Source organism: Streptococcus parasanguinis, from assembly GCF_964238605.1.
GTDB classification, from domain to species: Bacteria; Bacillota; Bacilli; order Lactobacillales; family Streptococcaceae; genus Streptococcus; species Streptococcus parasanguinis_AJ.
Genome location: NZ_CAXSMM010000007.1, coordinates 82,519 through 97,160 on the forward strand (window position 1 = coordinate 82,519; position 14,642 = coordinate 97,160).

The 14,642-nt window shown below is 44.0% G+C and carries 10 protein-coding genes; 3 read left to right on the forward strand and 7 right to left on the reverse strand.

Annotation, left to right across the window (positions count from 1 at the left end):
• The first annotated feature begins 135 nt into the window (after positions 1–135).
• From metE to ACESR9_RS06735, 3 genes are all read left to right on the forward strand, one after another.
• On the forward strand, positions 136–2,385 hold the full coding sequence (metE, locus tag ACESR9_RS06725) for a 5-methyltetrahydropteroyltriglutamate--homocysteine S-methyltransferase (protein ID WP_373106157.1): 2,250 nt from the start codon (positions 136–138) through the stop codon (positions 2,383–2,385).
• A 113-nt stretch (positions 2,386–2,498) separates the two neighbouring features.
• Positions 2,499–3,374: a methylenetetrahydrofolate reductase [NAD(P)H] gene (gene metF / locus ACESR9_RS06730; RefSeq protein ID WP_049490369.1), complete on the forward strand. Its 876-nt coding sequence runs from the start codon at positions 2,499–2,501 to the stop codon at positions 3,372–3,374.
• Between the two features lie 132 nt (positions 3,375–3,506).
• A complete protein-coding gene (locus tag ACESR9_RS06735; RefSeq protein ID WP_373106158.1) occupies positions 3,507–6,443 on the forward strand; it encodes an ATP-binding protein in 2,937 nt (978 codons plus the stop codon).
• A 143-nt stretch (positions 6,444–6,586) separates the two neighbouring features.
• Here the strand turns inward: ACESR9_RS06735 and hutG are convergent, their stop codons facing one another.
• From hutG to ftcD, 7 genes are all read right to left on the reverse strand, one after another.
• Positions 6,587–7,579 (reverse strand): formimidoylglutamase, encoded by a 993-nt coding sequence (hutG, locus tag ACESR9_RS06740; RefSeq protein ID WP_373106159.1) that lies wholly within the window; start codon positions 7,577–7,579, stop codon positions 6,587–6,589.
• 82 nt (positions 7,580–7,661) lie between these two features.
• Positions 7,662–9,203 carry a histidine ammonia-lyase gene (hutH, locus tag ACESR9_RS06745; RefSeq protein ID WP_070675281.1) on the reverse strand — a complete coding sequence of 514 codons (1,542 nt, stop codon included), beginning with the start codon at positions 9,201–9,203 and terminating at the stop codon, positions 7,662–7,664.
• A gap of 217 nt (positions 9,204–9,420) precedes the next feature.
• Positions 9,421–10,764 carry an APC family permease gene (locus tag ACESR9_RS06750; RefSeq protein WP_373106160.1) on the reverse strand — a complete coding sequence of 448 codons (1,344 nt, stop codon included), beginning with the start codon at positions 10,762–10,764 and terminating at the stop codon, positions 9,421–9,423.
• 21 nt (positions 10,765–10,785) lie between these two features.
• Complete coding sequence (locus ACESR9_RS06755) at positions 10,786–11,364, reverse strand: HutD/Ves family protein (RefSeq protein WP_373106161.1); 579 nt, start codon at positions 11,362–11,364, stop codon at positions 10,786–10,788.
• A 15-nt stretch (positions 11,365–11,379) separates the two neighbouring features.
• A complete protein-coding gene (locus ACESR9_RS06760) occupies positions 11,380–13,053 on the reverse strand; it encodes a formate--tetrahydrofolate ligase (protein WP_373106162.1) in 1,674 nt (557 codons plus the stop codon).
• A gap of 31 nt (positions 13,054–13,084) precedes the next feature.
• On the reverse strand, positions 13,085–13,714 hold the full coding sequence (locus tag ACESR9_RS06765) for a cyclodeaminase/cyclohydrolase family protein (protein WP_373106163.1): 630 nt from the start codon (positions 13,712–13,714) through the stop codon (positions 13,085–13,087).
• Between the two features lie 11 nt (positions 13,715–13,725).
• Positions 13,726–14,625: a glutamate formimidoyltransferase gene (ftcD, locus tag ACESR9_RS06770; protein WP_049515960.1), complete on the reverse strand. Its 900-nt coding sequence runs from the start codon at positions 14,623–14,625 to the stop codon at positions 13,726–13,728.
• Between the last annotated feature and the right edge of the window lie 17 nt (positions 14,626–14,642).

Sequence of the window (14,642 nt, forward strand, 5' to 3'; positions counted from 1 at the left end):
TTTAATTTCTGGTCTCAAGGCCCATTAAATCTGTGTTATAGTTTTTGACTATATCAAAATTCGTGTAAAAGCAATTATACAAGACGGCTATCTTCTGATATGATAGTGTCAATTAGAATTTTTGGAGGACACAACATGTCAACTACAATTATCGGTTTCCCACGTTTGGGTGAATTCCGTGAATTAAAATTTACAACTGAAAAATACTTTAGAAAAGAAATCTCAGCAGACGAGCTCTTGGCAGCTGCTAAAGACTTGCGTGCAAAACACTGGAACATCGTTAAAGAACAAGGCATCTCAGAGATTCCTTCAAATGACTTTTCACACTACGACAATTTCCTTGATGCAGCCTTCCTGTTCAACGTCGTGCCTGCATCTGTTCAAAACTTGGATTTGACAGACCTTGAACAATACTTCGCTTTGGCGCGTGGTTACCAAGGTGAAAAAGGGGATGTCCGTGCCCTTCCAATGAAAAAATGGTTCAACACCAACTACCATTACATCGTTCCTAAATTTGAAAAAACAACAGAAGTGAAATTGGCTGGTCACAAGATTTTTGATGAGTACCAAGAAGCCAAAGAATTGGGTCTTGATACTCGTCCAGTAGTGGTTGGACCATTCACTTTCCTTCAATTATCTGACTTTGAAGATGGTGTGAAAGCTGAAGACTTCGTAGACAGCTTGGTTGCTGCTTACCAAGAAGTCTTTGCCAAATTGGCTGAGCTTGGTGCGACTCGTATTCAACTCGATGAGCCAGCTCTTGTCAAAGATTTGTCAGCTGAAGAAAAAGCTCTCTTCTTGAACCTCTACAACAAACTCTTGGCTGACAAGAAAGGTCTTGAAGTCTTGATCCAAACTTACTTTGGTGATGTTCGTGATGTCTACAATGACCTTGTGAACTTGCCAGTAGATGGTATCGGTCTTGACTTTGTTGAAGGGAAGAAAACACTTGAATTGGTGAAAGGTGGCTTCCCAGCTGATAAGACCCTTTATGCTGGTATTGTGAATGGGAAAAACATCTGGCGCAACAACTATGAAAAGAGCTTAGAAATCTTGGATCAAGTTCCAGCTGAAAAGGTTGTCTTGACGACTTCTTGCTCCCTTCTTCATGTGCCATTTACAACTGCTAATGAAGAATTTGAACCAGCTATTTTGGACCACTTCGCCTTTGCGGTTGAAAAATTGGGTGAATTGCGTGATTTGGATGCCATCCGCAATGGTCAAGGTGCAGAAGCTCTTGCTGCCAACAAAGAACTCTTTGCAACCGAACGTGTCGGAGCAAATGCTGAACTTCATGCTCGTATCGCAGCGTTGACAGAAGCAGACTACACTCGTTTGCCAGCTTTCGCAGAACGCGAAGAAATCCAAAAAGAATCCTTCAAACTTCCAGCGCTTCCAACAACAACCATCGGTTCATTCCCTCAAACGAAAGAAGTTCGTGCTAAACGTTTGGCCTTCCGTAAGGGTGAATTGACTCAAGAAGAATACGATGCCTTCCTTGCTGAAACAATTGATGAATGGATCAAATGGCAAGAAGAAGTTGGATTTGATGTTCTTGTACACGGTGAATTTGAACGGAACGACATGGTTGAGTACTTCGGTCAAAACTTGTCTGGTTACCTCTTCTCTAAAAACGGTTGGGTACAATCATACGGTATGCGTGGGGTGAAACCACCAATCATCTGGGGAGATGTTACTCGTCTTAACCCAATCACTGTGAAATGGTCTAGCTACGCACAAAGCCGTACAGATAAACCTGTTAAAGGGATGTTGACTGGACCTGTTACCATTCTTAACTGGTCATTCCCACGTGAAGACATCTCTATCAAGGATTCTACTCTTCAAATCGCTCTTGCTATCAAGGATGAAGTTCTTGACCTTGAAGCTGCAGGCGTGAAAATCATCCAAATCGACGAAGCTGCTCTTCGTGAGAAATTGCCACTTCGTCGTAGCGACTGGTACGAAGATTACCTTGACTGGGCGATTCCAGCCTTCCGTTTGGTACACTCAACTGTAGCGCCAGATACACAAATCCACACGCACATGTGTTACTCAGAATTTACAGATATCATCCCAGCGATCGATAACTTGGATGCGGACGTCATCTCATTTGAAGCTAGCCGTTCAAACCTTGAAATCTTGGATGAGTTGAAAGCCAAAAACTTCCAAACAGAAGTTGGACCTGGGGTTTACGATATCCACTCACCACGTGTCCCACAAGACGGTGAAATTGATCACACTATCGAAGCGATCTTGGCCAAAGTACCAAGTGGCAAAGTTTGGATCAACCCTGACTGTGGTTTGAAGACTCGCGGAATTAAAGAAACAAAAGAAAGCTTGATCAAACTAGTTAATGCTGCTAAAGAAGCGCGTGAACACTTGTAAGAAAATGTTTCGAGGACCTTCTATCATCGTGTAGAGGGTTTTCGACTCATCCCTTATCCTAGAAACAGTGGCTCAGAGTTCTTGATCAACGAAACAAAAGAAAAGGATAGAATATGTCACAACACACACCGTCTCTGTCATTTGAAGTTTTTCCTCCAAATCCTGAAGTAGGCAATGCCAAACTCCTCCGGGCCTTGGCAAATATGCAGGAGCTAGCCCCTCACTTTATTAGTGTGACCGCTAGCAATAACAAATACAATATCAAAGAGACGACGGTTGCTTTAGCCAATCATATTCAGAATGAATTGTCTATTCCGACCATTGCCCACTTACCAGCTATCTATCTCAGTAAGGAAAAGGTAGCAGATACCCTTCATGAGTTAGATCAAGTAGGAGTTCACCGTATCTTGGCCCTTCGTGGAGATATTATTCCTGGTGTGGAACCTTTAAAAGACTTTCGTTATGCAACGGACTTGATTGAATTTATTAAAACAGAAGCTCCTCACTTTGATGTGATTGGTGCTTGTTACCCAGAAGGTCACCCAGATTCTCCAAATCAAATTTCAGATATTCAAAATCTGAAAAAGAAAGTGGATGCTGGATGTTCGAGCCTAGTGACTCAACTTTTCTTTGACAATGAGCGTTTCTATGATTTTCAAGATAAGTGTACTTTAGCTGGGATCAATGTTCCTATTCATGCAGGAGTGATGCCGATTCTTAACAGAAACCAGGCCCTTCGTCTCCTCAAAACTTGTGAAAATGTTCATATCCCACGGAAGTTTAAAGCCATTTTAGACAAGTATGAGCATGATCCAGAATCTCTTCGCGCAGCTGGCTTGGCTTATGCAGTCGATCAAATCGTTGATTTGGTTACTCAAGATGTGGCAGGTGTCCATCTTTACACCATGAACAATGAAGATGTCGCTTACCACGTCTACCAAGCAACAAAGGCCTTATTTGCTCATCAACCGAATTTTGAAGTGAATTAATCAACACTTTTAGTAGGAAGTGTAGAGATTGAGAAAGAATAGTTCTCAGTCTCTTTTTATTCGGGTCAATCACTTGCTAAAAACCAACTTTTTTTTTATAGTATTAATATGAAGTTTTTGGAGGCGCTTGCAATGAAAAAAGAGCTTAAGCTGAAATTATTTGGACCCCCTAAGGTTGTTTTTAATCAGAAAGATATTCGTTTTTCTTTTTCGAAGATGGAGGCCTTACTTTATTATTTAGCAGTTATGGGCCAGGTAAACCGTGATGAAATCGCCGGTATTCTTTGGGGAGCTAAGGAAAACCAAGTAGCCCGCAAAAACTTACGGAATACGGTTTACCAAGCCAATAAAATCTTTGAGGGAGATATCATTGTCTCTCCAAACCGGAGCAGTTTGGCTCTTAATCCTGATTTGAGTCTTTCTTTGGATGTCCAGTTCTTTGAAAGAGATCCACTAAGTGCCTTGGATCTATATCGGGGAGACTTTTTAGAGGGCTTCTATGTCAAAGATGATGAAGAATTTGATCAGTGGGCTTCTCGCAAACGGGATGCTTATAGGAAGCTCTACGTCGAAAGCTGCTATCAAAAAATTAAAAAGGTCGGTTTCGGAGATCCTAGTATAGAACTCTTGCTCCATCATTTGGTAGAGCTGGATGAATTTGAAGAGAAAAACTACCAGCTCTTGATGGAGTATTATAGTTTCCATCACCAGTTAGGAAAATTTTTCGAGACCTATTATAAACTTGTCGATTTATTGGATCGCGAGCTCAGTGTGCGTCCCAGTCGAGCGATTGAGGAACTTTATCACTCCGTTTTGGAAGCCAAACGAACTCATAAACTGACGAATCGCTTGAATATCCGTGAACTTTCCTTTTTTGGCCGGAAACAAGAACTCTCACAACTTGAGGAATACCTTTCCTTAGTCGAGACGGGTGAAGCAGTAGGTCCTTTTCTGGTGATGGGGCAATCTGGAACAGGTAAGAAACGTCTGTTACGACAGTTGGTCTTGATGTCCAATCGCAGTTTTAACTTTATCAAGGTTGAAGGAAAAGCTACTAGTCAACGCTACGAAGGAAGTATTTGGAATGATCTCAAACAAGCTCTAGAGAAACTGGGAGATGAGATGGGGATTCCATTTCTGGAAGGGGAGGATGACCTCATTTCAGTGTGGAATCAGCTTCAAGGCCTTAGCAAAGAAAAACCGCTCCTGATTCTTCTTGAAAATGCCCAGTGGATCGATGCAGTGTCTCTAGAAAAAGTGAAACAACTAGAAGAGCGAAGAAATCAGGAAAAATGGCAACTAATTTTTACAGCGGAAGAGCCTCTGCCAGCTTCCTTCGTCAACTTCTTGGGGGGCTTGAAGGTAGAGAAACGCTTGTCTCAACTAGAGTTGACCAATTTTGAACCAAGTGAAAGTCGTGCTCTCTTGAAAGGGGAACTGGGAGCAATAGAGCCGGCCGTGATAGAGCAGATGGTCGAATGGAGTGAGGGCAGTCCGTTCTTCCTGTCCAGCTATATCGAAGAGTGGAAAGAAAATGAAAATTTAGAGCCCTTGCCGGATATCATCCAAGCTTATCTTTCTCAGGAACTTGGAGATATGAGCAGTGAGGAAGAGGCCCTTCTTCACTACTTATCTTGTTTTCATAAGCCAATCTCCCTGTCTATCTTGGCAGAATTGACGGCTACAGAGCTTCCTGTTTTGACAGAATTAGTTGAACCATTATCTGAAAGAGGGATCGTCTCAATCGTAGAAGAAGGGGAGGATCTCTTGGTTCAATTTTGCAAGCAATTGGTAGCCATGTACTTTTACCATCTCCTCTCGCCAGCTAGACGGCGTCTCTTCCACCAACAAATTGCGCAAAAATTGGAAGAAACCTTAGAAGATTCGACGGACCTTCTCTTTTATAAGGAAATTGCCTACCAATACAAACAATCGCAAAATCCCTTGCGCTCCTTATCGTTTGAGTTGACCTACTTAGAAGAAATCCTTCAGCTGGAGCATGAACTGTTTCCGATTTATTCCAAGGCAGATGAGGGGCTCCTATCAGATGGTACAAATAGCCATTTGGACATTTTGGGAGAGCTATCCCGCCTACGCCAAGAATTAGATAACCTATTTTCAAGGCACCAAAGAGATAGAGAATACAAGTATTTGCAACTGCGTTACTTGTACCTAGAAGGTCGCTATTTTATTCGAAGTGGGGAGTATCAAAAGGGGATTCATGATATCCAAAAAGTCATCTCCTATGCGCGGGAACTCAAACAGTCAGACTTCCTCTTAGAGGGTTATCGGCAAATCATTTATTATTGCATTCAAACAGAAAATATTTCTGAGATGGCCTATTATACAGATTTGGCTCTGGAAGATGCTATCCAAGCTAACAATCATGAGATCATCGCGATCCAGTTGCGCTTGAAAGGCTTGTATCATCTGATGGTTGGGGATGAGGAGCAGGCGACCCGGCATCTGTATCGTTCTATTGATTGCTTTAGTTTGACCAATAGCATGCAGGTCAAGTATGCCATTCAAATTGCGGCTTCTTTGGCCTACCTCGCTGAAATTGAGCAAATTAGGGGCCATTTCCAAGTAGCCGTCACCCACTTAGAAGAGGTTCTACGTTTGGTGGGAGATCAAGCTGTTGATTCCGTCCGTGTTGTCTTTGATATTGATCTTGGAATCGCCTATTATTGGAAGGGAGATTTGATCCAAGCTCGCCGCTGTTTTGACAGAGCTCAGAAGATTTTGTCCAGTGTTCGCTTCCCTTGGAAGGAAGAATTGCTCGAATTTTACCAATCCTTAATTGCCTGTCAGCAAGGAGATCAAGAGAAGGTTGCGGCTTATCTGGCTCGAAAAGAAAGGACGATGAAACCATCTGCCAATTCTCGGGATAAGGGAATGGTTCATTATCTATTGGCTTTCTTATCTAATCAAAAGGAGAAGGGAGAAGAGCTCGATCCTGCCCTGAGGACCTTCTTGAAAGAAGATAAGAATTACTACAAGAAGGTGGCAGAGCAACACTTGAATCCTTACAGAGATCGTCAGTTTCTTAAGAAATTAAAAGACCTGTAGTGTCTCTTATCTAAATCATAAGTGAAGGATAAGAGGCCATGCCTCCTTTCAGGCAAAGATCATTGTGTCTGAAAACGAAGAAAAAGCATAGAAATACCCTAGCAATGAGTGTTTCTATGCTTTTTATGTGTGTAGAAATCTTCTTAGTTCAGTTTTTGTTGCGCCAATATTTGGGTCAAGTAAAAGATAAAGGTCGCAGCAAGGTTTGAAGTATGGTTGTCAATGTCATGAGGAGGAGAAACTTCCACGACATCAAATCCGATTAGTTTACCACTGGCAGCAATGTGTTGGAGAAGCATGAGGGCCAGTTTAGGATCGACACCAAGTGATTGGATGGCGCTAACACCAGGAGCAGAGCCGACCGCGAAGCAATCCATATCAATAGACAGATAGATCGCGGTTTGGTTTTCTAAAAATTGATCGATTCGATCCAGAATGGCTTGGTGGCTCATCTGGAAGAGGTCTTGCCCGGTTAAGAAATCAATGCTTGGTGTTTTAGCAACGTAATTAAAGAGGAAGAGGTTATTATTGTGCTCTTGGATCCCCAGGATGAGGTAAGGGAAGTCCTGCCCTTTTTCTTTAGCATGATCAGCCATTTGACGAAAACCTGTTCCAGAGTTAGGCCCGGTTTGGTCGTAAGGACGCAAATCAAAGTGGGCATCCAGATTGATCACAGCCAGTTGTTCATCTTTTTTCAAACTGGATTGAATCCCTAGATAGTGGCCGTAAGCAGTTCCGTGACCGCCTCCTAGGACAATAGGTTGGATCCCTAATTGGTACATGCGCCGGATCGCTTGTGAGAGACTTTCTTGGAGTTCTTCTAGTGAATGGTTGGGCCCGTCAATATTTCCCACATCATACACTGTTACATTGGTTCCCCAGTGCCATGGAAGTTTGGCGATTTGAGAACGGATGGCTGTAGGACCCTCGACCGCTCCCACGCGCCCGTTGTTGATATAGACTCCTTTGTCGCTCTTAAAGCCGATGATCCCAAAGGTCATCCCCTCAAATGGAGTGAGGGTCTCATCGTTTAGGTCTAAAAATTTGGTGACCATTCCCCATTTGGCAGTGTAGGGATTGTCCTCGATGCTACCTTGGTAGTAGCTATAGGTCATTGGATAGTAGTTTGTGAGCAAGCCTGTCGCCTCCCTTATTTTTCTGAAAGCATGCAGAGGCTGAGAAGATCGCCAGCCTCTGTTTTGCTTTATCCTTACTGTATCAGTATTGAATGCTTAAGTCAACTGCTTTTTCGATGGTTGCTAAGAATTCTTCGCTTTCGACAACAGCAGATGCTTTATTGAGTTCTTCAAAGATTTCGATATCTTTGTCAAATTCAATGAAGTTCAGTTTTTGGCGAATCAGCTCATAAGCTGGTTTTGTACCTTTACCAAGTTCATGATTTTCTGGCTTGAGATCCAAGGCTTGGCAAGCTGCCATGATTTCAGTAGCAACGATGCGACGGGAGTTCTTAAGAATTTCTGCTGCTTTACGAGCGGCAGTAGTTCCCATGCTGACGAAATCTTCTTGGTTTTCACAAGAAGGAATAGAATCGACGCTAGCTGGGTGAGCCAAAATTTTATTTTCAGATGCAAGGGATGCACAAGCATACTGGGTAATCATGAAGCCTGAGTTGAGTCCAGGGTGTTTGACCAAGAAGGATGGTAATTTACTGAGTTGGCTATTGACCAAGCGTTCCACCCGACGTTCAGATACGTTCCCAATTTCAGAAAGGGCAATGCCTAAGAAGTCAAATGGTTGCGCCATTGGTTCACCGTGGAAGTTACCTCCTGAGATGACGTGTCCTTCTTTGGTAATGATTGGGTTATCTGTGACAGAGTTGATTTCGATTTCAACTTTTTCTTTTACGTAAGCAATAGAATCCTTGCTGGCTCCATGAATTTGAGGGATACAGCGGAGTGTATAAGGATCTTGGACCCGTTGTTGAGTCGCAACGGTTGTGTTCTTGCTTCCTTCCAGGAGGTTACGGATATTGCGAGCAGTTGCCAGTTGTCCACTTTGAGGACGGATGGTATGAAGATCTTCTTCGAATGGACTGGTAATTCCATTGTGGACTTCCATTGAGAGAGCACCGGCAATGTCAGATAGTTTGAGCAATTGGATACCATCATATGTCGCAAGAGCTCCGATACCGGTTAGAACGGTCGTACCGTTGATCAAGGCAAGTCCTTCTTTGGCAGCCAATTGGATCTTTTCAATTCCAGCACGATCTAAGGCTTCTTGACCACTGAGAAGTTCTCCTTTGTAGTAGGCGCGTCCAAGGCCTAGCATTGGTAAAACCATATGAGAAAGAGGAGCAAGGTCTCCAGAAGCTCCGAGAGAGCCTTTTTCAGGAATATAAGGAGTCACCCCTTTATTGAGCAATTCCAACAGTTTTTCAACAGTTGACAGACGAATGCCAGAATAGCCTTTCAAGAGCGAATTGATACGGATCAGCATGATGGCACGAACGGCATCTTCAGGAAGTGGATCACCGAAACCAGATGAGTGTGTTCGGATCAAGTTTTCTTGCAGTTGAACAGTATCTTCTGGAGAGATGCTGACATTACAGAGGGAACCAAAGCCAGTGGTCACACCATAGACAACTCGTTTTTCACGGACGATATCATCGACAATTTTACGGGATGCGACGACAGCTTCTTTTGCTTGTTCGTCAAGCTCACATTGGGCACCATGGCGAGCTACAGCGATGACGTCTTCGAGTGTTAAGCTATTGCCGTCTAAATGAATCAATTGAGTCATATAAAACCTCCGATTATGAATAATTGTTCTGGGGAAGTAGATGTGTATACTTCAGTTTGAATACCAAACATGAGCCCATTGTCTATTGATCTTAAGAAGTTTGAGAAGAGTCTTAGAGAAAAGGGCTCAGGTTTGCCATTCGTGGAGTCTTAGATGGGTTAGGGAGCAAAACTGAGCTTCGCTCCCGTCTACGTTCCCATCTACTGTGTAAAGAAAATTAGTGAGGAAGGGTTTTCGATTTATGTAGTTTATCGCCGTGGAAAACAAAGTAAAGTCCACTTGCAATCACGAGACCGATGGCCCCCCAGACAAAGTTCATTAGGTTGTCCCCTGCGATCATCAAAATACTGATCACAACAGCTAGAACAGGGATAACAGGACCAAATGGCACTCGGAAGGTAACCTTTTTGTCTGGGTACATTTTTCTGAGTTTGATGGCTGCCAATGCAGTTGGAATGTATTGGAAGAAACGGAAGACAACACTAAAGGTTGCTAACGATTCGAAAGAGCCAGATAACAAGAGTAAGAAAGCGAAGATACCAGAAATGATAATGGCAATGACAGGAGCATTCTTAGAGTTTGTTTTTCCAAGACCCTCTGGCAAGAGTTTTTCAGTTGCTAATGCGGCACCAAAACGAGGGACCATGATGGATTCACCAATGTTTAGACCGGCAATTGAAATGAGGGCTCCGTAAGAAACGAGTGGGGCTCCGATAGGGCCAATCATTTCGACAAATGCGTCTTGTACTGGTGCACCGGTTTGCATAATGCGACCACCCAGCATGGCGATTGTTCCAGCGATGATCAACATGTAGAGAACAGATACAATACTGATAGAACCTAGAATAGCGCGAGGAACGTTCTTTTCAGGGTTGCGCATTTCCCCTGCTACGATAGACATGGTTTCAAATCCGATGAAACCGTAGAAGATGTAGACGGCTGTACTAGAAATAGAACTGAAGAGACTTGTTCCACTTTCCAATTGAAGGAAAGGTGTGAAGTTGCCCTTGCTTACCCCGCCAGAGATGAAGAAGATGGCAAAGAGCGAGAAGAGGACAATTGGAATTAATTTTGCAACAGTAGCTGTCAGAGTGAACATCTTAGAGGTTTTCAGACCGGCGACGTTCATCAGACTCAAGAGAATCAGCATACCGATACTGATCGGAAGGTTGTAGCCTTCAAATGCTGGGAAGGTAATGATGAAGATCTTAGCAAAGCCGGCTAACATGGCAGCCCAGGCGATAACAGTAACGGCCCAACCGAGAATCCCGACGTTAAAGCCAACGAAGTCTCCAAAAGCGGCTTTTGAGTACTGCATGGCTCCACCGTTTTTATCGAAGTAGCCAGCCGTTTCAGCCAGACAGGCTGATAGTAGCATGACGAGAATGGCTACTCCGAACATGACAGCTAGGGAGGCTGGTCCGAGGCCAGAATATATTTTTTGAGGGAGGAGGAAGATACCAGATCCGATGACGGCGTTGATACCGTATAGAGTGGCACCACTAAAGCTGAATTTCGCTTTTTCTTGTTCCTCAATCGACTGTTTATGTGCTCCGTTCATAATGTTTCTCCTTTGTGAACATTATTGTAGTCCAGTCCAGATAGCAATCGGTTGCTCCCCAGACTGATGGGGTAAAAACGTGATTGTCATCTCTTGAAGGGGAGATGGTTGTTCGATCACCAGGAGCTCGTGAGTTTGGAGGATTTGAGAATGATTCGTTCCCCATTTTAGTGTTAGCGGACAGAGAGCATAGATCAATTGATAGCGACTCTGACTTTTGACACTCTCTTTTGGGGATATAGCACTCATATGCCCCTGATAAGAAGGTTTGTAGATCAAATTAAAGTCTTGACAAGTCCCTTGGCTAGATACTGGATCTCCCCCATCAAAGAAGTAGCTTTGAAAGGGGTTCAAAACCACTTCTTTCTGTTGATGGGTGAGCCGAATGGAGGCATTCAAGGGCATCAAGATTCGGTGGTAGCCAGTGAGATCGGTAAAGTTACTTTTTTCAACCTCTACCGTTGCGGTGGAGAGGCGGAAGTCAAATGTCCGATCTGGATAACTTCCTCCCTCTGGGGAGAGGAAAAGTTGGGTGGTTTGGCCACCGGACCAAGTAGAAATTTGATAATCTGCGGGGGTAAGATGAAGGAGAGTCACCATAGGACGCCTTCTTTCTTAAAAGAGACCAGTGATATTGCCGTGGGCATCGATATCAATCTTTTCGCTGGCAGGAACTTTAGGTAGGCCAGGCATGGTCATAATGGTACCAGTGAGAGCTACGATGAAGCCAGCTCCAGCAGCCACCTTAAGGTTACTGATTTTAACTGTGAAATCTTTTGGTGCTCCCATTTTCTTCGCATCGTCTGAGAAGGAATATTGGGTTTTGGCCATACAGATTGGGTAGTTCGAGAAGCCAAGAGCTTCTAATTCTTTGAGTTCGCGTTTGGCTGCTGGTGTTAAGCTGATGCCTTTACCACCATAGACTTTTGTAACAATCTTGGTTAATTTTGTTTCGATGCTGTCTTCTTGGTCATAGACATAAGAGAAGTGGTTTTCTTCTTGAGCCAGTTGAATGACTTTTTCAGCTAGATCGCGTCCACCAGCACCACCATGTGCCCAGACATCCGAAATGACAACATCTACATTGCGTTTCTTACAAGATTCATAGACAGCTTCTAGCTCTGCCTCTGTATCCAGTGGGAATTTGTTAATGGCAACGACCACAGGTAGGCCATAGACTTCTTGGATGTTGGCCAAGTGTTTGTCTAGGTTTGGTAGACCATCGATAACGGCTTGGACATTTTCAGTAGCCAAGTCCGCTTTGGCAACTCCACCATGCATCTTGAGGGCTCGGATGGTTGCGACGAGGACTACGGCAGAAGGTTTGAGTCCAGCCATGCGGCACTTGATGTCAATGAATTTTTCAGCGCCTAAGTCTGCTCCAAAACCAGCTTCTGTCACAACATAGTCTGCATATTTGAGAGCTAGTTTAGTAGCCAGCACACTGTTACAGCCATGAGCAATATTGGCAAAAGGTCCGCCGTGGATGATAGCAGGAGTATGTTCTAAGGTTTGTACCAAGTTGGGATGGATGGCATCTTTGAGGACGGCTGCCATAGCACCTCCAGCCTTGAGGTCTTTAGCTGTGACTGGTTGTCCTTGGTAGTTGTACCCAATAATGATGCGATCGAGGCGTTCTTTGAGGTCAAGGATATTTTCTGAGAGACAGAGAATAGCCATGATTTCAGAAGCCACTGTGATGTCAAAGCCATCTTCACGAGGAACCCCGTTTGTTTTTCCTTGAAGGCCATCGACAATATGGCGGAGTTGACGGTCGTTCATGTCGACCACCCGTTTCCAGGTAATCCGACGAGAATCGATGCCCAACTCATTTCCATGGTGAATGTGGTTGTCAATCAAAGCTGCAAGCAGGTTATTGGCAATCCCAATGGCATGGAAGTCTCCGGTAAAGTGAAGGTTGATATCTTCCATTGGAACCACTTGGGCGTACCCACCACCGGCAGCTCCACCCTTGATCCCAAAGACAGGGCCAAGAGAAGGTTCGCGCAGGGCAATGACGGCTTTTTCACCAATAGCTGAGAGGGCATCGACTAATCCAACAGAGGTGGTTGTCTTTCCTTCTCCAGCAGGTGTCGGAGAGATGGCTGTCACGAGGATCAGCTTTCCATCTTCCTTATCTTTCAATTGTTCCAATTGGTTGCTATCAATTTTAGCCTTGTATTTTCCGTAGAGCGAAATGTCGTCTTCGGTCAATCCAAGTTCAGCAGCGATATCGGCAATGGGCTTCATTTGGACAGAATTGGCAATTTCAATATCCGATAAAACCATAGAATCCCTTCTTTCTTTTTGTTTGTTAGGTTTATGATAGACTTTCTAAAATGGTTTGGTAAATGTTGTCTGCAAGATCAGAGCCTGTTTGGAGGAGTTTAAGTCCCTTGCTGTGGTATTCTTGGACAAAGTCTTGGTCCTTGATTCCTGAAATGTTGATCAGGACGTTGAGCCAAGCCCCTTGAAGGCCAGCTTTAAGGTTGAGAGCAGCCACCCCTAGGTCACTCGCCGCATTGGTGTTGGATTTGCCGACAGCTTTTTTGGTGGTTTCAAGCGCCTCAACGATGAGCTCCATCATAGAGAAAGGAGATTCAGTTGCCTGTTTCAAGGCTTGTTGCATGGCTTCACGACGAGCGGCTTTCTCTTCTTCCGTTTCTTTTGGAAGATCAAAGACAGCTGATACAACGTTGAAAGCTTCTGTATCTTTGTCGATGGCTTCTAGTAACTGGTCTTGGAGGTGAGCGCTTTTTTCGTGAACCCCTTTGATGTGGTCTTCAAATTCAGCGTATTTTTTCTTTCCAATGGTCAGTTCACAGACCATTTTTGTAAGGGAAATCCCATTCGCAGCGGATAGGGCAGCAGCAGAACCACCACCTGGAGCTGGAGCATCTGAACCAAGGACCTTGGCAAACTCTGTAATACTTAAGTCAACTAGTTTCATAGATCCCCTTTCTAACCCAACAAGTGATTTTCCAAGACTTGTTTGCTGTAGTCAAAGTCTTCTAATTGCAAGTAGTATTCAGCTGAGTCGATCAAAGCCTTAGCTGGAGCAAGTCCGATGAGTTCTGTTCCGATGATTCGAACCCCGTAGCGTTGTGCTTCGAAACGAACGGTTTCAACGACACGATACAATGGGAATTGTTCCAAGTTGACCATGTTGATAGAGACTTGGGCGATGTTACGATCTTCTAGCATGACACCGATCGCTTTACAGTATTTGTATCCACCGCTTGATCCACGAATGATTTTAGAAATTTTATTGGCAATATCTAGGTCGTCTGTGTCAAGGTTAATATTGAAAGCAACGAGTGGCATACGGACACCAACGGCTGTAACTCCTGCAGTTGGGTGAATCTTGCGTTCACCGTAGTCTGGCTTCCAGTCTTCTTCCAACAATTTTTCTGGCATTCCTTCAAATTGTCCTTTGCGCACTTTAGCCAAGTTTTTCCGTTCTGGACGAGTTGCGGCATCTTCGTAAAGGAAGATTGGAATACCTAATTCGCGATTGATGCGTTCGGCCACTTTGTTAGCGATTTCAACGCATTCAGCTGTAGTGATATCTTTGACCGGAACGAATGGACAAACGTCTGTTGCCCCCATACGAGGGTGTTCGCCTTCGTGCTTGGTCATATCGATATTTTCAGATGCATATTTCACCAATTGGAAAGCTACTTCTTGAATGCTTTCTTCATCCCCAACGAGTGTAAAGACGCTGCGGTTGTGGCTAGCATCAGACGAGTAGTCTAATAATGTGACACCTGGGATGCTTTTTGCTGTGGCTACCAATCCGTCGATCACAGCCTGATTGCGTCCTTCAGAAAAGTTCGGAATACACTCAACAATTTTTGCCATATAATTACCTCTTTTTA

Coding starts and splice junctions, on each gene's coding strand:
- hutH (WP_070675281.1), bottom strand. CDS start 9,203: ATGACTCAATTGATTCATTTAGACGGCAATAGCTTAACACTCGAAGAC.
- ftcD (WP_049515960.1), bottom strand. CDS start 14,625: ATGGCAAAAATTGTTGAGTGTATTCCGAACTTTTCTGAAGGACGCAAT.
- ACESR9_RS06755 (WP_373106161.1), bottom strand. CDS start 11,364: ATGGTGACTCTCCTTCATCTTACCCCCGCAGATTATCAAATTTCTACT.
- ACESR9_RS06760 (WP_373106162.1), bottom strand. CDS start 13,053: ATGGTTTTATCGGATATTGAAATTGCCAATTCTGTCCAAATGAAGCCC.
- metF (WP_049490369.1), top strand. CDS start 2,499: ATGTCACAACACACACCGTCTCTGTCATTTGAAGTTTTTCCTCCAAAT.
- ACESR9_RS06765 (WP_373106163.1), bottom strand. CDS start 13,714: ATGAAACTAGTTGACTTAAGTATTACAGAGTTTGCCAAGGTCCTTGGT.
- ACESR9_RS06750 (WP_373106160.1), bottom strand. CDS start 10,764: ATGAACGGAGCACATAAACAGTCGATTGAGGAACAAGAAAAAGCGAAA.
- metE (WP_373106157.1), top strand. CDS start 136: ATGTCAACTACAATTATCGGTTTCCCACGTTTGGGTGAATTCCGTGAA.
- ACESR9_RS06735 (WP_373106158.1), top strand. CDS start 3,507: ATGAAAAAAGAGCTTAAGCTGAAATTATTTGGACCCCCTAAGGTTGTT.